This is a genomic window from Streptomyces sp. NPDC054975, from assembly GCF_053609105.1.
Genome location: NZ_JBSGWV010000041.1, coordinates 18,643 through 35,920, shown reverse-complemented (window position 1 = coordinate 35,920; position 17,278 = coordinate 18,643). Strand labels below are relative to the sequence as shown.

Genomic DNA, 17,278 nt, shown 5'->3' with positions numbered 1-17,278 from the left:
GGGACGCCTCGGCGGCGTCGGCCGGGTCGGGCGTCCGGGGGGCGGGGGCTGGGTGGTGCGTGCCGGGAAGGTGCTGGTGGGGACTGGACACGTTCGGGCTCCGTTCGGGCGTCGCTGCACGCTCGGATTTCAGCCGCGATCCGGCCCCGGACGGAGGGCCAAATCGATTTGGCCAAATCGATTTGGCCGCCAGTATCCGAGCGGCTGGGCCCAGCGTCAAGGCCTCTAGACTGCCCTCATGAAGATCGTGCCGCGCCTGCTCCCCCGCGCCCTCGGGCAGGAGCCGATGTCGCCACCCGCTTCCGACGCGGCGCCGCACGTGTGGCTCGTCAGGGCGCCCGAGGCGGACGAGCCCGCCCAGCGGACGGACGTGCTCGACGCCGGGGAGCGGGAGACCGCGCGCGGTTTCCGCAGCGGCGCGGACCGGCGTACGTACACCGAGGTGCACGTGGGACTGCGGGTGCTGCTGGGCGCCTATCTCGGGATGAAGCCCGGTGACGTACCGCTCGTACGGCGGCCGTGCCCCCAGTGCCAAGAGCCGCACGGGCGGCCCGCCGTCGAGGGGGATCCGATCCACTTCTCCCTGTCGCACAGCGGCGGCCTCGGGCTGCTCGCCTTCGCGGCGAGCCCGGTCGGGGTGGACGTCGAGAAGCTCCCGACACCGGAGACGGTCGCGGAGGTCGCGCCGATGCTGCATCCTCGCGAGACGGAGGAGCTGGCCGCGTGCCCCGCGGCCGACCGGGCTCGCGCCTTCGCGCGGACCTGGGCGCGCAAGGAGGCCTACCTCAAAGGGCTCGGCACGGGGCTCGGGCGCGGGCTCGCCCTCGACCACGTGGGCGCGGCCGAGCCCTGCGAGGCCCGGCTGCCGGGATGGCGGATCACCGACGTCCCCGTCGACCCGACGCACGTGGGGGCCGTGGCCGTACGAGCCTGACCACCGCCCCCGGCCCCCACGGACACGCGGTCATCCTCGTGCCGTCGTCAGCCCCACGTACGGGAGCAGAGCACCAGGCGGTAGCCGTCCGGGTCGGCGATCGTCACGCCGTGCACGTCCCAGTAAGGGTTGTGCGCGGGTACGCGCGTACCGCCGGACGCCGTCAGGCGGTCGATGAGCGACTCGTCCGCCGGCGCGCCGAGGTAGAGAACGAACAGGTCGTCCACCGTCGGAGTCGGCTCCAGCGGATTCTCCGGGTCGTGCGTCAGCTCGAAGTGCCAGGTGCCGCCCTTCGGGCCGACCATCAGCAGGTCGTGCTCGCCCGGGACGCGTTCGGTGGTCCGCCACAGGACGTCGAGGCCGAGGCCGTCCACGTAGAAGCGCTCGACGGCGGCGAGGTCCCGCGAGGGCCGGGCGACGCGGACGTGCGTGGTGGTGTCGATCATGCGGAGGCCTCCAGGGCGGCGCGCCAGGCCGGGCTGTCGACATAGTGGTTGTCGTACTGCTCGGCGGACGCGGCGATCTCCTTCGGATCGGCCTCGCCCCGCATCACGCGGCCGAGCAGGCGCAGGTAGTCGAAGCGGCCCATGCCCGGTGTGAAGACGAACAGGACGTCCGCCTCGCAGCCGGGTGCGGCGGCGAAGGCGTGCGGGGTGTGGGGCGGCACGGCGAGGAAGTCGCCCGCCTGAAGGACCGTGATCTCCTCCCCCACCAGCACCTGGAGGGAGCCGCTGATCACGAAGAACAGCTCGGTCGCCTTGGTGTGGAAATGCGCGGGTGCGCCCACGGCGCCCTTGGCGAAGGTGGACCGGTAGGTGGTGAAGCCGTCCGCCGTGCTGCCCGAGTCGGCGAGCAGCGTCATCACGCTGCTGGGGTCGGCGCAGGTCTCCGCCTCGGCGTGACGGGTCAGCACCGGCGGGAAGGGTGCCGCGGAGGGAGCGTCGTGGGGCGCGTTCTGAGTCATGAAGCGGACCTTATGATCATGGACTCGCTTCTGACCAGCGTTTTCTTGGCCGCAGGCGGCGCCGCGCCCGCCCTCACCACGCCCGGCCACAGGGGGCGGTTGGGTCTATGCACCGTTGCTCTTCTGGGGTCCGCTGCTGGGCGCGGTCACAGTGCACTACTACCGGGGCCGCATGGCTGCCTCTCCCGCACCGGCGTGAAGGCCGGATGCTGTCGAGTGCCGGCGCACGTCTTACGTCTGGACGCGGCGAGTCACCCCCTAGGCTTCAGCGCGCCGCAGAGAGGCAGGCGTACGCCCGATGAAATCCCGCGCAGTACGGGTGAGGTGGGCCTGGTCGGCGAAGCCTGCGGTGGCTGCGGCCAGTGCGGCGGTCGAGTCCGGCAGGTCGTTGATCGCGGTGCGGAGCCGGCCCCATCGGCGTAAGCGCGCAAGCGTGATGCCCAGGTCCTGCCGGGCCAGGGCGCGCAGCCGGGGGGCGGACAGACCGACCTCCATGGCGATGGAGGTGATGGAGATGTCCGGATCGTGCCACGTGCACAGATGGACGGCGTGGGCGACTCTCGGGTCGAGCGGGGAGGGGCGCCCGGCGAGTGTCCGTAGCTCGGCGTATCCGGCGGCCAGGTCCACGCAGGTGCCGGGGCCGTCGGAATCAGGGGTGCCGAGCGCGGCGAGCAGGCGGCGGACCTCGCCTGCACCGAGCCGTATCGGCCCCGGTCGGGAGGGCAGCAGCCAGGAGTCGACGAACAGGGCGATGTAGGGAGAGGTCGCCCCACAGGTGTGGGCCAGCTGGGGCGGAACGACGAGCCCGGGCGCCGCCACCATGGGCCGCCCCGGCCGTAGGAGTTCGGCGTGGCCGCCGATCGGCAGCACGGCTTTCCACGCGGGCAGCCGGTGCTGGGCGACACGGAACGGGCGGGACTCGGCGAACATCGTCGCCTCGGGGCCGGAGGCGAAGACGATGCGGCGATCGTTTTGTTCAAGTGCCCAGGCACGAGGTGAACGGATCATCGTGCCATGCACGTTATCGCTTCGGTTGCCTTGGCGATGTTCCTGGCCGGCACCGGGGTCGCGCACTTTCTGGCCCCCGGTTACTTCCGCATGCTGGTACCCGCATGGCTCGGCCGGGCGCGGCTCATCGTCGCCGCCAGTGGCGCGGCGGAGGTCGTGGTGGGTGCGCTGGTGCTGGTTCCGAGCGGCCGGCAGGTGGGGGCCTGGTCCGCCGCCGCCCTGATCACCTGTTACTTGGTGTCCCACGTGGACGCGCTGCGCCGCGCGCGCCCGGACCGGCCCAAGCTGCTGGAGCGGCCGGTCGGTGCGGTGGCTCGGCTGGCGGTGAACGTCCTGTACATCGCCTGGGCGGTCGCCGTAGCCACATCCGCGGCCTGACGCCGATGCGCGGCAACCGATCGTCCGAGGCGCCGAAGCCGCCCGCAGTCCGAAGTCTCGAAGGAAGTCATGCCATGAGTCATCGCATCGTCGTCGTGGGCGCCGGTTACGCCGGTCTGCTGGCGGCCAAGCGCCTCGCCCGCACGCTGCACCGCAGCGATGTCACCATCACCCTGGTCAACGCCTCGGACAGGTTCATCGAACGGGTCCGGCTCCACCAGCTGGCCACCGGGCAGCGACTGGCGGCCCTGCCGCTGCGGCAACAGCTCGGCGGCGCATCGGTCCAGCTGGTCGTCGGACGCGTGACCGCGATCGACACCACTGGCCGGACCGTGTGTATGGACGTAGAGCCCCGCGTGATCGGCTACGACACCCTGGTGTACGCGGTGGGCAGCCAGGCACGGCTCGACGATGTCCCGGGGGCGGTTGAGCACGCGTACGCTGTCGCCGATCTCGATCAGGCGACACGATTGCGGCACAGGATTGCCGCGATCGCGTCAGGCGGCACTGTCGCGGTAGTCGGCGCAGGGCTGACCGGACTGGAAACCGCCTCGGAACTGGCCGAGAGTTACCCCGCGCTGCGAGTTCGGCTGTTCACCGGTGCCGATGATGTGGGGTCGGGTCTCGCGCCGCGCTCCCAGACCCACCTGCGGCGCGCTCTCAACCGGCTGGGCGTCTCGGTTCATCCGAAGACCCTGGTCCGAGCGGTGCGGGAGGACGGCTTGGACACCCGCTACAACGCGCCGTTCGCCGCTGACGCAGTCGTGTGGACCACCGGATTCAAGGCACCGGAGCTGGCGCGCGCGGCGGGAATCGCGACGGATGAGAGCGGCCGGATGCTCGTCGACGCCACCCTGCGCTCGGTCTCGCACCCTGACGTGCACGCCGTCGGCGACGCGGCGGCCGCGGTGTCGGTGGGCGGAGCACCAAGCCGAATGTCCTGCCAGGCAGCCCTGCCCATGGGCCGTGGTGTAGCCGACGTCATTGCAGCTCGGCTGACAGGCCGGGAACCCGGGCCCGTCCGGATCGGTTACACCTTCACCAACATCAGCCTTGGCCGGCGTGACGGTGTCGTCCAGTTCACACACGCCGACGACCGTCCGCGCAGGTGCGTCCTGACAGGACGCGCCGCGGCGACCTTCAAGGAGGCTGTGGTGCGAAGCACCGTACGGTCCGGGCCGCGTGGAGAGCCGGGGCAGTGACGAGTCGGATTCCGCACGAGCTGCCAGTGACCAGTTGAAACCCCAAAGGGTGGCCAGTTGGCAGGGATCCAACTGGCCATAGGCCGCGACCTGATCGACCACCTCATCGGCAGAGAGCTCTCGCTCTGGCGGCTAGAAGATCAGGCCGCTGACGTGGCCGGATGGACAGGCCAGGGCTCTGTCCAGCCTGTCCATCCACCCGTCCGCCTCGTCCTCGGACGCCCAGTCCGCATCCATGATCCGCTGCACGAGCGCGACCGCTTCAGTCCGGCTCATCCCCACGGCACCCATCACGCCATCCCTCGGCGCCAGCCTGACGAGCAGCATGATCGACCGGACAAGTCGCCGCGTCGGCCGACGAGATGGCGGCTCGGCGGTGCAATTCAGATGAACAGCCGCATACAAACGCGCTGCGCGTGGACGGACCCTGACGCTCGGTCACCTGTTCGTGCCCGATGCTAAGATCACTACGCTTGCGGAGCGGTGGATGGGTGCAAGACGACCTCTCCGACCACGGCGACCCTCCGGACGGTACCCCGGACGCGGAAGGCCAGCCGGTCCACCCGCATTGACGGAATTCAGCAACTGACCGTCAGTCGCCTGAAGAGAGCCTTATGACGTATTACGTACAGAACCCAGTCCTCTGGGTCCTCCTGGCTGCCACGCTGGGCGCCGTAGCCGTAATTGTTCGCCAGCGCAAAGCTGTTCGGACTTTACGGCAGGAGACCGAGGAGCTCAAGGCCCACTACTCCGAGTTGGAGAACAGTTACTCGAAATCCGTCGAGGACGAGAAGGACCGAGCCCAGGAATCGACGAAGTCGGTCCTCAAGTCCGCCATGCGCACGCTCCAAGGCCTTGCCGCCGAGCAGCAGTTGGTCATTTCCGGACTGCAGAACAAGTACGGTGACTCGGTCATTCTCCGGGATCTCCTGGAGATCGACCACACCAACTCGCAGTTCGGACGGCGTGCACAGTCCATCGCCGTACTGTGCGACGGCTGGCTCGGGCGGCACCGCGAGATCGCCTCGGTCTACGACGTGGTCCGCAGCGCCCAGGGCCGGATCCGCCACTTCCGGCGCGTCGAGATCCTCTCCCAGGTCGACTTCGGCATCACCAGCCGTGCCGTCGAACCGGTGGCCCTCGCGCTGGCCGAGCTTCTCGACAACGCCACGAGCTATTCCAGCCCGGACACCGTGGTCGAGATCAACATTCGCACCGTGCCCAAGGGTATTTGCATCGTCGTCGACGACGCCGGTGTCGGTATGAACGACGAGGAGCGGGTCAGGGCGGAGAAGCTCCTCTCCACCGAGCGGGTCTCCGGTGTTTCCGGCCTCGGCAGCCCGCCGCAGTTCGGCTTCGCCGTGATCGGCGTGCTCTGTGAGCGCTTCGGATTCGAGGTGTCCGTGGATTCCAGTTCGCCCTACGGAGGCGTCCGCGCCGTCCTCCTGCTGCCGCACGACCTGCTCACCGGCATGCCGGAGAAGAAGGCCCCCGCGCCGGTCGTCCCCGCCGCCGCGGCGACGGAGCCGAGCGGCCCCGCGCCCGTCGTGGCCACCGCCACCACCGACGACGGTCTGCCGCGACGCCGCCGCAAGCGGCCGATGACCATCGTGACCGGCGGCGAACAGTCCGCGCCCGCTCCGGTGCGCTCCGGCGCGGAGACCGCCGCGATCATGGGCGCCTTCCAGCGCGGCACGCAGTCCGGGCGGGCCGCCCGCTCGGACGGGGCGGACCAATCGAGCAGCACACGTGATGCGAGCAGCGAAGGGCATGAGGTCTCGTGAACGACGATCTGTCATGGATGCTTGACAGCGCCTTGGAGATACCCGGGGCGCTGCATGCGGTCCTGGTCTCCGCGGACGGTCTGCTGATGGCCCGGACGAAGGAGTTCGGGAAGGACAACGCGGACACGGTCGCCGCCGCGATGAGCGGCATGCAGTCGCTCAGCCGCTCGCTCGGCTTCTTCGTGGAGCCGGGGCGCCTGCAGTGGCGCCAGACGCTGGTCGAGTTCGACGGCGGCTGGGTCTTCCTCATCTCCGCGGGCGAGGGTGCCTACCTCGGCGTCTCGGCCTCGCCGGACGTCGACATGCAGGACATCACCTTCCGGATGCAGCAGCTCGTCGGCCAGCTGGGCAAGGCCCTGACGACGCCGCCGCGCGAGAACCTCGGCGTCCGCTCATGAGCCGTTTCGACGAACGGGAGCCGGAGTCGGCGGAGTTAGTCCGCCCGTACGTCATCACCAAGGGACGCGGACTGCCCGACGAGGAGCAGCTGTCCCTGGTCACCCTCGTCACGGCGTCGGCCGACCACCAGCAGCGTCCGACCAGGCTCTCTCCGGAGGAGCAGAGCCTGTTGGACCTGTGCACCGCCGGCTATCTCTCGGTCGCCGAGGTCGCGGGGCACACCCGGCTCCCCATCGGCGTGGTGAGGATCCTCCTCTCCGCCCTCACCGAGGGCGGCTACCTCATCACCCGCCCTCCCGTGCAGCGTGCCGCGCTCGCGGACCGAGACATCCTCGAGGAGGTACTGAATGGTCTCCGCGCCAAGTTTGGGTGAGCAGGCGTACGTGCGCGACGGCGCCACGCAGACCGCCGTAAAGATCCTCGTCGTCGGCCACTTCGCCGTCGGCAAGACCACGTTCATCGGTGCGATCTCGGAGATCCCTCCGCTGACCACCGAGGAGACGATGACCCGCGCGGGCGAGTCGTTCGACGACCTCAAGGGAGTCCGGAGCAAGACCACCACCACGGTGGCCATGGACTTCGGTCGGCTGACGATCAGCGAGCGGGTCGTGCTGTACCTGTTCGGAACGCCCGGTCAGCAGCGCTTCGTCCAGATGTGGGAGGACATGGCGCGCGGCGCGCTCGGCGCGCTGGTCCTCGTCGACCCCGAGCGGCTGGCGGACTCGTTCGGCGTGATCGACCTGATCGAGCAGTACGGCCTCGACTACGCGATCGCCGTCAACCACTTCGACGGCACGCAGGACCGCGAGGAACGGGCCCTGCGCGAGGCGCTGGACCTGCTCGACGACACGCCGATCGTCACCTGCGACGCGCGGGACGAGAAGTCGTCCGCCGACGCGCTGATCACCCTCGTCCGCTACCTGCTGGACCGCGCTCACTAGGAGCAGAGAAAAACCATGGACGCTCGATCCACCGCACCCGTCCCCCCGCCCGGGTGCCCCGCCCACGCCGACGGCGCCCGGGTGCCTTTGTACGGACCGGAGTTCCAGTCGGACCCGCAGGCGTACTACGACTACCTCCGCCACTTCGGCCCGACCGCACCCGTGGAGCTCTCCCCGGGCGTGGACGCCACCCTCGTGACGGACTACGCGACGGCGCTGCAGCTCCTGCAGGACCCCGGCTCCTTCCGCAAGGACGCGCGCCGCTGGCGCGACCTCAAGGACGGGCTGATCAGCCCGGACAACCCGGTCGTGCCGGTGCTCGCGTACCGCCCCAACGCCATGTTCAGCGACGGCGCGGAGCATCTGCGGCTGCGGCAGGCGGTCACGGACAGCATGGCCCGTGTCGACGCGCGCAAGCTCAGCCGGACCACGGAGCAGGTCTCCGAGTACCTCATCTCGCGGTTCGGCACGCGTGGTTCGGCCGACCTGCTCGGTGACTACGCACGGCAGTTGCCGCTCTTCGTCTTCAACGAACTCTTCGGCTGCCCGGCCGACATCGGCGACCGCGTGCTCTTCGGCATCACCGGCATGTTCGACGGTGTGAACGCCGAGCGGGCGGTCGAGGTGCTGTTCGGCGCCGTCGGCGAGCTGGTGGCGCTGAAGCGTGCCAAGCCCGGCGAGGACGTCACGACCTGGCTGTTGCAGCATCAGGCGCGCCTGACCGACGAGGAGATGGTCCACCAGGTCGCCCTGCTGCTCGGTGCGGGCACCGACCCCCTGGGCAATCTGATCGGCAACACCCTGCACCGGTTGCTCACCCACGACCGGTACGCCGACGGCGGTGGCCTGATCGACGAGGCCCTCGACGACACCCTGTGGGACAACCCGCCCATGCCCAACTACGCGCCGCACTACCCGGCAAGCGACATGGAGTTCGCCGGGACGACGTTCCGAGCGGGCGACCTGGTGCTCGTCAGCTTCGCGGCCGCCAACACGGGGCCGAAGCTGTCGGCCGCGCGCGAGGCCGGCAGCAACCGGTCCCATCTGGCCTGGAGCGCGGGCCCGCACGCGTGTCCGTCGAAGGAGCCCGCCCGGCAGATCACCGTCGCCGCCATCGAGAACCTGCTCAACCAGCTTCCCGATGTCGACCTGGCCGTGCCGGAGGAGAGCCTGGTCTGGCGTCCGGGGCCGTTCAACCGGGGCCTCACCACGCTGCCTGCCCGGTTCACGCCGGTCGAGGTGGTCCGCCGTACCGTTCCGCAGGATCGCCCGGAGCCCGCGGACGCGGCGGAGCCCGGCCGCAAGCGCGGCGGTATGTGGAGTCAGTTCCTCAACTGGCTGGCCAAGTGATCGACGTTACACCCGCCGAATTCGCCGCCACCGCATGAACGTTGAACCGCGGGGGTAGTGAGCATCGCGTTGTTCAGGCGTGCTCATGAGGTTAAGGAGGTGTCGTGGAACAGATATCCACCGACCCCGATGTCATGCGTCACCTCACGGCGTTCGGCCCCTTCGATACCCGCCCCTCGGGGCGGGTATCTTCTTGGGTGCCCTCACCCGGGGAGACGCTCGGCGGTCACACGGCGAGACAGGTCCTGCGGCTGTGCGAGGCCGCGGGACTGAGCGGCGCCGACTCGGCGGAGTACGCGCGGACGTTACTCACCGCCCTGGGTCCCGTCGCCGAGCGGCCGCTCGAACTGCCGCCGCCCTACGACTCCTTCCTATCCGACGACCACACGCCGGTGGAGTACTCGCTCGCCTTCACGCCCGACGCGAAGCCGACCCTGCGGGTGCTGCTGGAGCCGGGGTGCGGAGCGGACAGTCTGGCGGAGAACGGGCGCGTCGGCCTGCGGGCCGTCCGCGCGATGGCGCGGCGCTGGGGTTTCGACACCCAGCGGCTCGACGAGCTGGAGGACCTGTTCTTCCCTCCGGACCCGCAGGGTCCGCTGGCGCTCTGGTGCGCACTGGAGCTGCTCCCCGGCGGAGTGCCCAAGGTCAAGGTGTATCTGAATCCGGCGGCGTCCGGGGCGAAACGTTCCGTCGCGACGGTACGCGAGGCCCTGGGCCGGCTCGGCCACGGCCGGGCGTTCGCGTCGCTCCCACCGAGCGACCGCCCGCTGTTCTTCGCCCTGGACCTGGGTGACTGGGAGGAGCCGCGGGCGAAGGTCTACCTCGTGCACCGCGACCTGTCCGCCCGGGAGGCGGCCGGCCTGTCCCGTACGGCCGGTGGCCCCGCGCAGGCGGAGATCGCGGGGTTCTTCCGTACGGCAGCCGGGCACGACATGGACGGCCTCGGCTCGCCGGACGGCCTCGACCTCCCGCTCGACCGGCGGCCGGGCCTGAGCTGCCACGCCTTCACCGAGACCGGAACCGCCCGGCCCAGCGGCTTCACCCTGCACGTCCCCGTCCGCGACTACGCCCGCCACGACGGGGAGGCCCTGGACAGGGCGGTGACCCTGCTCCGCCGCCACGGCATCGACCCCGCCCCCCTCGCCCAGGCCCTGAGCGCCGTCACGGCGCGGCGGCCCGAGGACGGCGTCGGGCTCATCGCGTACCTCGCGCTGGCCCACCAGCAGGGCAGGCCGGTGCGGGTGACCGCCTACATCTCCTCGGAGGCGTACGAGGTCAGGCCACCGGCGCCCGTCCCGTTCGCGCGGGCCGAAGCCGTCCACTGACGTCGACGGCGATCGGCCCGGCCCGGAAGACACCCGCTAGGCGTCCTGCAGCTCCCGCAGTTCCCTCAGGTAGGGACCGACGTCCACCTGGATGGAGGCTCCTTCGGTCCGTCCGTAGCGTTCCTCGATGCCCTTCAGGTAGGTGCCGATCTCCTCGCGCATGACGTCCGCGGGCGGCAGGGTCACGTCGCCCTCGACGATCCCTGCCACCCATCGGGACTGAGCCTCCACGAGGCGGGTGATCGAGCCCACGGGACGGATCAGGCCGACGAAGTACAGGCCGGGCAGGTCGGGGGCGACCACGCGCCTGTACAGCTCGACCACCCCCTCCCGGTCGCCCGCCGGGCATCCGGCCGGCAGGAAGGGGAAGTCCATCCGGAACCCGGTGCAGTAGACGATCGCGTCGGCCTCCTCGACGGTGCCGTCGGTGAAGGTCACCTGGGCGCCGTCCAGGGATTCGATCGCGGGCCTGGGGACCACCGCGCCGTGCCGTATCCGGCTGAGTATCTCGTCGGAGAGAGTCACGGCGGAGGAGAAGACCGCGTGGTCGGGCTCGGGCAGGCCGTAGTCCGAGAGCTTGCCCCGGGCCACGAACAGCGCCTGCTCGACGAAGCGCCGTTGCTCGGTGAAGGACATGTCGTTCCACCACGGCGCGTCGGCGATCAGGTCGACGGACATGCCGAAGAGCTGCTTCGGCACGACGTGCAGCCCCCGGCGGACGGAGAGCATCGTGCGGGCGGCGTGCCGGGAGAGGTCCGAGGCGATGTCCACGCCCGACGCGCCCATCCCCACGACGACGACCCGCTGCCCGGCGAAGTCGGCGCCGTCGCGGAAGTCCATCGAGTGCAGGATCGTTCCGGCGAAGGATTCGGCGCCACGTGGCAGCGGATTCGGCAGCGTCGGCTCCGAGTTGTGGCCGGAGGCGACGATCACCTGCTCGAAGCGCCGCTGCGTCACCTCTCCGTGGGCGTCCCGGCTGGTGACCGTCCACGAGCCGTCGCCGCTCTGCCGTACGGAGAGCACCTCGGTGCGCAGTTCGACCCGCGGCAGCAGTCCGGCCCACTCCGCGAACTCACGCAGATACAGGGCGACATCGGCATGCCCCGGGTACAGGGGCAGGTCGGCCGGCATGGGGAAGTCGGCGTATCCGGTGAGCTGTTTGGCGGTGTTCAGGTGCAGGGAGAGATACCCCGGGCCCCGCTCGCCGGCCCCCGGCCGGCGCCAGATCCCGCCGACGTCCGGTGCCTTCTCCAGGCAGACGAAGTCGATTCCCCGGGCCGACAGGGCATGCGCGGCCGCCAGCCCCGAGAGGCCCGCGCCGATGACGCACACGGTCGCCGTACGAGGTGCGCCGCCTGCTCGCGAGCCGTCCAAGGATCCCTCCACAGAACACCATCCGTCCTCGCACCGGTCGGCGGTCACGGCCGCCGACCCCGGGCGGGCGCCCGGCGAGATCACGATACCGACCAGGCACACAGGGCGAGTTGCCGAGGTGACGGAGAGCGGGCGCCGGCGTTCGCGCGCGTATGCGAGAACGTCATGGAAAAGCCTTCTCCGGGTTACACAGTCGCTCCCTCGCTCGTGCGACGCTCCCGCTTGCACATGTCAACACGCGTAGATCGCGGCGGCGTCGAGCTGCCCGCCCGATCCCGCGCGTGCCGCCCCCCGCGAAAGGTCCCCCATGTCCGTTGTGCACATCGGCAGATGGAAGTCCGTGGCCGCGACGATATCCGCCGTCCTCCTCGCCCTCACGCTTCCCACCGTCGCCGCGACCCCGGCGAGCGCCACCACGACCGCGTACGACAGCACGTACTACAAGGACGCGATCGGCAAGACCGGTCCGAGCCTGAAGTCCTCGCTGCACACGATCATCAAGAGCCAGACGAGGATCTCGTACGACGCCGTCTGGAACGCGCTCAAGACCACGGACCAGGACCCCAACAACAGCGCCAACGTGATCCTGCTGTACAGCGGCACCTCGCGCAGCAAGAGCCTCAACGGCGGCGACGCGGGCGACTGGAACCGTGAGCACGTCTGGGCCCAGTCCCACGGCAACTTCGGCACCTCGGCCGGCCCCGGCACCGATCTGCACCACCTGCGCCCGGCGGACGTCCAGGTCAACAGCATCCGCGGCAACAAGGACTTCGACAACGGCGGCAGCGCGGTCAGCGGCGCGCCCGGCAGCTACACCGACTCCAACTCCTTCGAGCCGCGCAACGCCGACAAGGGCGACGTGGCCCGCATGATCCTCTACATGGCCGTCCGCTACGAGGGCGACGACGCCTGGGCCGACCTGGAGCCGAACGAGTCGACCTCCAACGGCAGCGTCCCCTGGCACGGCCGGCTCTCGGTCCTGAAGCAGTGGAACGAGCAGGACCCGCCGAGCGCCTTCGAGGAGCGCCGCAACGACATCATCTTCGGGACCTACCAGGGCAATCGGAACCCCTTCATCGACCACCCGGAGTGGGTCGAGGCGATCTGGTAGAGCGCGCCTGGGCAGGTGGGGCCCGGCTCACCGACGGGCCGGACCTCACTCCTCGGCAGGCCGGGCCCCCCCCCACCGGGGGGGGGGGGGCCCCCGGGGGGGCCCGGCACACCCCGGGGCCGGGCCCCGCCGCCCCCTCCGAACAGCCCCCTCCCGAAGGCGACAACGATGTCCCATCACCGCACTCCGGTCAGCAGCGACTGGCCCTACTCGGTCACGACCCCGGGCAACCGCGACTGGGAAGCCACGGCCGTCCGGTGGCTGCGCGAACTCCTCCCGGCCCGCTACGGCGGCTACACCACCCTCACGCGTCATCCCGTTCTGCTGGCGCGCCACGCCCAGCTGCAGATCGAGCACGAGATCCGTGCGGTGCGGGTGGCGATGCAGACCTGCCGCGCGGAGCTGCCCACACTGGGCGTGTCCGGTCCCACGATCGAGAGCACGATCCGGCTGTACGCCTTCGAACTGGAGCAGCTGAGCCGCCTGGCCCGGGGAGTCCGCCTCGTGACGGACGCCCTCCTCAGAAGCGAACAGGCCCCTCGACGACAGGCACGGGTCAGGCCCTAGGGCCGCCCGCCCGTCGGCAGTTCCGCGCCGCGCAGGGCCGGGATCAGGAGCCCGTACACCCCGCCCAGCGCGCAGATCGCCGCACTCGCCACGAACACCGGGCCGAGGCCCCACAGGCCGACCGCCGCGCCGGTGAGGGGGAAGCTCAGGGGGGCGATGCCGAGGCTGACGAAGCCGGAGACGGCGGTGACCCGGCCCAGGTACGCGGGGTCGCACTCGGTCTGGATGAGGGCGCCGCACAGGGCGCCGCTGAGACCGGCGAGCAGGCCCACGGAAAGGGCCACGGCCACGGCGAGCGGGAGCGACGGTACGTACGCGAGGGCTGCGATCGAGACGGCGCCGACGGCGATCGTCGCGCCCATGACCGCCCCGGCGCGCGGAACGCGGCCGCGCACGGCAAGGAGCAGGGACGCGGCGGCCGCACCCGCACCGCAGCCGGCCAGGATCCAGCCGATGCCCGCCGCGCCCCAGCCGCGCTCGTCGGCGAGGAGGGCGAGGCCGATGTTGAGGGGGCCGACGAAGCCGAGGTCGCTGAGCGCGATGACGATCATCAGGGGGCCCAGGACGCGGTGCCGGCGGAGGTAGCGCAGGCCGTCGACGAGGTCGCGGAACGCCGTGGAGCTCTTCACCCCCGTGTCCTCGGGCAGTGGGGTGAGCCGGAGCGCCAGGAGCAGGGGCAGGGAGACCGCGAAGAGGAGCCCGGCGACTCCGAACGCCCCCGCCTGGCCGCCGAGCACGACGGCGAGGCCGCCGAGCGGCGCGCCGAGCACGAGGGCGGCCCGCTGGGCGAGGCCGCGCATGCCCTGGACGCGGGCGAGCTGGTCGTGGGGGGCTATGCGGGGCGGCAGGGCGCCGACGGCGAGCAGGAAGAGGGCGTCGACGGCGCCGAAGACGAGGGCGAGGACGGCGAGGACCCAGAGGGGCGGGCTGCTGACGAACAGGAAGGCGGCGACGGCCATGACCACCAGGCAGCGCACCGCGTCCGAGAGGACGACGACCCTGCGCGGGCCGAAGCGGTCGGCCACCACTCCCCCGCCGAGCATGAGCACCGCGCGGGGTACGGCGCTGACGGCCATCACGAGACCGGCCTCGGCGGGCGTGCCGTTGCGCACGGCGGTCCAGGAGAGCGCGAGGTGGTACACGCTGTCGCCGAGGGTCGAGGCGGAGTACGCCCCGAGCCAGCGCAGGACGTTGCCGTCGCGATGGGCGGGGCCGCCGCCCGAGCGCTCCTCAGCGGACCGGGTGGCCCGCCCCCCGCAGCGCGTCCTTGACCTCGGAGATCCGCAGGTCGCCGAAGTGGAAGACCGACGCCGCGAGCACCGCGTCCGCGCCCGCCTCGATCGCCGGCGGGAAGTCGGACAGCTTGCCCGCGCCACCGGAGGCGATCACCGGCACGGTCACGTGCTTGCGGACCGCCGCGATCATCTCGGTGTCGTAGCCGTCCTTCGTTCCGTCCGCGTCCATGGAGTTGAGCAGGATCTCGCCCGCGCCCAGCTCCGCGGCCCGGTGCGCCCACTCGACCGCGTCGATGCCGGTGCCCTGGCGGCCACCGTGCGTCGTCACCTCGAAGGAGCCCGAGGCCGTACGGCGGGCGTCCACGGACAGCACGAGCACCTGGCGGCCGAAACGCTCCGCGATCTCGCGGATCAGCTCGGGCCGGGCGATCGCGGCCGTGTTGACGCCGACCTTGTCGGCCCCGGCGCGCAGCAGCTTGTCGACGTCCTCCGCCGAGCGCACTCCACCGCCCACGGTCAGCGGGATGAAGACCTGCTCCGCGGTGCGGCGCACCACGTCGTAGGTCGTCTCCCGGTTGCCGGAGGAGGCGGTGATGTCGAGGAAGGTCAGCTCGTCGGCGCCCTCGGCGTCGTACAGCTTGGCCATCTCGACGGGGTCGCCCGCGTCCCGCAGGTTCTGGAAGTTGACGCCCTTGACGACCCGGCCGTTGTCCACGTCCAGGCAGGGGATCACTCGTACGGCGAGGCTCATGCCTTCTCCCCCTGGTACGCCTCGACCTCGACCTCGACGACCAGGCTCGGGTCGACGAAGCCGGAGACGATGATCATCGAAGCCGCCGGACGGACGGCGTCGAACAGCTCCTTGTGGGCGCGGCCGACCTCGTCCACGTCCCGCGCGTGGGTCAGGTACATCCGCGTCCGTACGACGTCCTCCGGACCCAGGCCGAGCTTCTTGAGCGCGTCGAAGGCCACGTTGAAGGAGTTGATCGCCTGCTCGTACGGGCCTCCGCCGGCGATCTGGCCGCCGACCACCGACGTGCAGCCGGAGACGAGGACCGTGCCGTTCGGCAGCTCGACCGCGCGGGAGTAGCCGAACTGCTCCTCCCACGGGGCTCCGGTGACGACCTTCTTCACGCCGCCGCTCATACGGAAGCCACCGCCTCCAGCGCCTCCTCCAGCGTGAACGCCTTGGCGTACAGCGCCTTGCCGACGATCGCGCCCTCGACGCCCAGCGGGACGAGCCCGGACAGGGCGCGCAGGTCGTCCAGGGACGACACGCCGCCGGAAGCCACGACGGGCTTGTCGGTGGCCGCGCAGACGTTCTTCAGGAGCTCCAGGTTGGGGCCCTGCAGGGTGCCGTCCTTGGCGATGTCGGTGACGACGTAGCGGGAGCAGCCCTCGGAGTCGAGACGGGCGAGCGTCTCGTAGAGGTCGCCGCCGTCGCGGGTCCAGCCGCGGCCGCGGAGCGTGGTGCCGCGCACGTCGAGGCCGACGGCGATCTTGTCGCCGTGCTCGGCGATGACCTTGGCGACCCACTCGGGGGCCTCCAGGGCGGCGGTGCCCAGGTTGACGCGGGTGCAGCCGGTGGCGAGGGCGGCGGCGAGCGAGGCGTCGTCGCGGATGCCGCCGGAGAGCTCGACCTTGATGTCCATCGCCTTGGCTACCTCGGCGATCAGCTCACGGTTGTCGCCGGTGCCGAAGGCGGCGTCGAGGTCGACCAGGTGCAGCCACTCGGCGCCGGAGCGCTGCCACGCGAGGGCGGCCTCCAGCGGGGAGCCGTAGGAGGTCTCCGTACCGGACTCGCCGTGCACGAGGCGGACGGCCTGGCCGTCGCGGACGTCGACGGCGGGGAGGAGTTCGAGCACGTTTCCAGAAGACACAGTCACAGCGTTCCGATCCAGTTCTTCAGCAGCTGGGCTCCGGCGTCGCCGGACTTCTCGGGGTGGAACTGGGTGGCCCACAGGGCGCCGTTCTCGACGGCGGCGACGAAGGGCTCGCCGTGGGTGGCCCAGGTGACCTTGGGGGCGCGCATGTTCGGGTTGCCCACCTCCAGGGTCCACTCCCGCACTCCGTAGGAGTGCACGAAGTAGTACCGGGCGTCGGCGTCGAGACCGGCGAACAGCTCGCTGTCCTCGGGCGCGTCGACGGTGTTCCAGCCCATGTGGGGCACGACCGGGGCCTTCAGCGGCTCGACCGTACCGGGCCACTCGTCGAGGCCCTCGGTCTCCACGCCGTGCTCGATGCCCCGGGCGAAGAGGATCTGCATGCCGACGCAGATGCCCATCACGGGGCGTCCGCCGGAGAGCCGGCGGTCGACGATCCACTCGCCGCGCGCCTCCCTGAGGCCCTTCATGCAGGCGGAGAAGGCGCCGACGCCGGGGACGAGGAGCCCGTCGGCGTTCATGGCCTTGTCGTAGTCGCGGGTGATCTCGACGTCCGCGCCGACGTGCGCGAGGGCGCGCTCGGCGGAGCGGACGTTGCCGAAGCCGTAGTCGAAGACGACGACCTTCTTCGGCGTACTCACAGTGGTCATGCCGCTCATTCCCAGATTCCCTGAATCCTCAGGACGCCCGCGACCAGGCACATCACGGAGGCGATGGCGAGGACGACGATCACGCCCTTGGGCAGCTTCTGCTTGGAGAAGGAGTACACACCGCCGGCGAGGAAGAGCCCGACGACGATGAGGATGGTGGAGAGGCCGGTCAT

Annotated in this window: 21 protein-coding genes and 1 pseudogene; 11 read left to right on the top strand and 11 right to left on the bottom strand. The window is 70.9% G+C overall.

Annotated features, from left to right (window positions below; genetic code table 11):
* The first annotated feature begins 238 nt into the window (after positions 1–238).
* On the top strand, positions 239–934 hold the full coding sequence (locus ACWF79_RS27330; RefSeq protein WP_453730812.1) for a 4'-phosphopantetheinyl transferase family protein: 696 nt from the start codon (positions 239–241) through the stop codon (positions 932–934).
* A gap of 47 nt (positions 935–981) precedes the next feature.
* Here the strand turns inward: ACWF79_RS27330 and ACWF79_RS27325 are convergent, their stop codons facing one another.
* The 3 genes from ACWF79_RS27325 to ACWF79_RS27315 all read right to left on the bottom strand — a co-directional run bounded on the left by ACWF79_RS27325 (position 982) and on the right by ACWF79_RS27315 (position 2,906).
* Entirely contained in the window at positions 982–1,380 is a 399-nt protein-coding gene (locus ACWF79_RS27325) for a VOC family protein (RefSeq protein WP_453730811.1), read from the bottom strand.
* The gene (locus ACWF79_RS27320; RefSeq protein WP_453730810.1) at positions 1,377–1,898 is read right to left on the bottom strand and encodes a cupin domain-containing protein; all 522 of its coding nucleotides are present in this window, start codon (positions 1,896–1,898) and stop codon (positions 1,377–1,379) included. Before ACWF79_RS27320 ends, ACWF79_RS27325 begins: the two co-directional genes overlap by 4 nt.
* Before the next feature lie 258 nt (positions 1,899–2,156).
* Positions 2,157–2,906, bottom strand: coding sequence for a helix-turn-helix domain-containing protein (locus ACWF79_RS27315; protein WP_453730809.1), 750 nt, complete (start codon positions 2,904–2,906; stop codon positions 2,157–2,159).
* A gap of 6 nt (positions 2,907–2,912) precedes the next feature.
* Here ACWF79_RS27315 and ACWF79_RS27310 point away from each other — a divergent pair, with 6 nt between their 5' ends.
* Together ACWF79_RS27310 and ACWF79_RS27305 are read left to right on the top strand one after the other, a co-directional pair.
* Positions 2,913–3,284, top strand: a complete 372-nt coding sequence (locus ACWF79_RS27310) for a MauE/DoxX family redox-associated membrane protein (protein WP_453730808.1) — start codon at positions 2,913–2,915, stop codon at positions 3,282–3,284.
* A gap of 74 nt (positions 3,285–3,358) precedes the next feature.
* Positions 3,359–4,486, top strand: a complete 1,128-nt coding sequence (locus tag ACWF79_RS27305) for an NAD(P)/FAD-dependent oxidoreductase (protein ID WP_453730807.1) — start codon at positions 3,359–3,361, stop codon at positions 4,484–4,486.
* Positions 4,487–4,621: 135 nt separating this feature from the next.
* Here the strand turns inward: ACWF79_RS27305 and ACWF79_RS27300 are convergent.
* Positions 4,622–4,777, bottom strand: a pseudogene (locus tag ACWF79_RS27300) (e9imm peptide); the annotation flags it as partial.
* Between the two features lie 323 nt (positions 4,778–5,100).
* On the opposite strand from ACWF79_RS27300, the gene ACWF79_RS27295 reads away from it, so the two are divergent.
* The 6 genes from ACWF79_RS27295 to ACWF79_RS27270 all read left to right on the top strand — a co-directional run bounded on the left by ACWF79_RS27295 (position 5,101) and on the right by ACWF79_RS27270 (position 10,285).
* On the top strand, positions 5,101–6,270 hold the full coding sequence (locus ACWF79_RS27295) for an ATP-binding protein (RefSeq protein ID WP_453730806.1): 1,170 nt from the start codon (positions 5,101–5,103) through the stop codon (positions 6,268–6,270).
* A complete protein-coding gene (locus tag ACWF79_RS27290; protein WP_361955569.1) occupies positions 6,267–6,668 on the top strand; it encodes a roadblock/LC7 domain-containing protein in 402 nt (133 codons plus the stop codon). The genes ACWF79_RS27295 and ACWF79_RS27290 overlap by 4 nt, the downstream gene beginning before the upstream one ends.
* Positions 6,665–7,042, top strand: coding sequence for a DUF742 domain-containing protein (locus tag ACWF79_RS27285; protein WP_453730805.1), 378 nt, complete (start codon positions 6,665–6,667; stop codon positions 7,040–7,042). Before ACWF79_RS27290 ends, ACWF79_RS27285 begins: the two co-directional genes overlap by 4 nt.
* The gene (locus ACWF79_RS27280; RefSeq protein WP_453730804.1) at positions 7,017–7,610 is read left to right on the top strand and encodes a GTP-binding protein; all 594 of its coding nucleotides are present in this window, start codon (positions 7,017–7,019) and stop codon (positions 7,608–7,610) included. The genes ACWF79_RS27285 and ACWF79_RS27280 overlap by 26 nt, the downstream gene beginning before the upstream one ends.
* A gap of 15 nt (positions 7,611–7,625) precedes the next feature.
* Positions 7,626–8,960: a cytochrome P450 gene (locus ACWF79_RS27275; RefSeq protein WP_453730803.1), complete on the top strand. Its 1,335-nt coding sequence runs from the start codon at positions 7,626–7,628 to the stop codon at positions 8,958–8,960.
* A gap of 104 nt (positions 8,961–9,064) precedes the next feature.
* On the top strand, positions 9,065–10,285 hold the full coding sequence (locus tag ACWF79_RS27270) for a tryptophan dimethylallyltransferase family protein (protein WP_453730802.1): 1,221 nt from the start codon (positions 9,065–9,067) through the stop codon (positions 10,283–10,285).
* Between the two features lie 36 nt (positions 10,286–10,321).
* Here the strand turns inward: ACWF79_RS27270 and ACWF79_RS27265 are convergent, their stop codons facing one another.
* Positions 10,322–11,659: a flavin-containing monooxygenase gene (locus ACWF79_RS27265; RefSeq protein WP_453730801.1), complete on the bottom strand. Its 1,338-nt coding sequence runs from the start codon at positions 11,657–11,659 to the stop codon at positions 10,322–10,324.
* A 307-nt stretch (positions 11,660–11,966) separates the two neighbouring features.
* Here ACWF79_RS27265 and ACWF79_RS27260 point away from each other — a divergent pair, with 307 nt between their 5' ends.
* A complete protein-coding gene (locus ACWF79_RS27260) occupies positions 11,967–12,770 on the top strand; it encodes an endonuclease I family protein (RefSeq protein WP_453730800.1) in 804 nt (267 codons plus the stop codon).
* A 168-nt stretch (positions 12,771–12,938) separates the two neighbouring features.
* Entirely contained in the window at positions 12,939–13,337 is a 399-nt protein-coding gene (locus ACWF79_RS27255; RefSeq protein ID WP_453730799.1) for a hypothetical protein, read from the top strand.
* Here ACWF79_RS27255 and ACWF79_RS27250 read toward each other — a convergent pair.
* From ACWF79_RS27250 to ACWF79_RS27225, 6 genes are read right to left on the bottom strand one after another with little or no spacing between them, the layout of a single operon-like run.
* Positions 13,334–14,524 (bottom strand): MFS transporter, encoded by a 1,191-nt coding sequence (locus ACWF79_RS27250; protein WP_453730828.1) that lies wholly within the window; start codon positions 14,522–14,524, stop codon positions 13,334–13,336. The genes ACWF79_RS27255 and ACWF79_RS27250 overlap by 4 nt on opposite strands.
* Positions 14,525–14,567: 43 nt before the next feature.
* Entirely contained in the window at positions 14,568–15,323 is a 756-nt protein-coding gene (gene hisF / locus ACWF79_RS27245) for an imidazole glycerol phosphate synthase subunit HisF (protein WP_453730798.1), read from the bottom strand.
* Entirely contained in the window at positions 15,320–15,718 is a 399-nt protein-coding gene (locus ACWF79_RS27240) for a RidA family protein (RefSeq protein ID WP_453730797.1), read from the bottom strand. Before ACWF79_RS27240 ends, hisF begins: the two co-directional genes overlap by 4 nt.
* On the bottom strand, positions 15,715–16,452 hold the full coding sequence (gene priA / locus ACWF79_RS27235; RefSeq protein ID WP_453730796.1) for a bifunctional 1-(5-phosphoribosyl)-5-((5-phosphoribosylamino)methylideneamino)imidazole-4-carboxamide isomerase/phosphoribosylanthranilate isomerase PriA: 738 nt from the start codon (positions 16,450–16,452) through the stop codon (positions 15,715–15,717). Before priA ends, ACWF79_RS27240 begins: the two co-directional genes overlap by 4 nt.
* Positions 16,453–16,454: 2 nt before the next feature.
* Positions 16,455–17,105 carry an imidazole glycerol phosphate synthase subunit HisH gene (gene hisH, locus ACWF79_RS27230; protein ID WP_453730795.1) on the bottom strand — a complete coding sequence of 217 codons (651 nt, stop codon included), beginning with the start codon at positions 17,103–17,105 and terminating at the stop codon, positions 16,455–16,457.
* A 5-nt stretch (positions 17,106–17,110) separates the two neighbouring features.
* Complete coding sequence (locus tag ACWF79_RS27225) at positions 17,111–17,278, bottom strand: hypothetical protein (RefSeq protein ID WP_260228758.1); 168 nt, start codon at positions 17,276–17,278, stop codon at positions 17,111–17,113.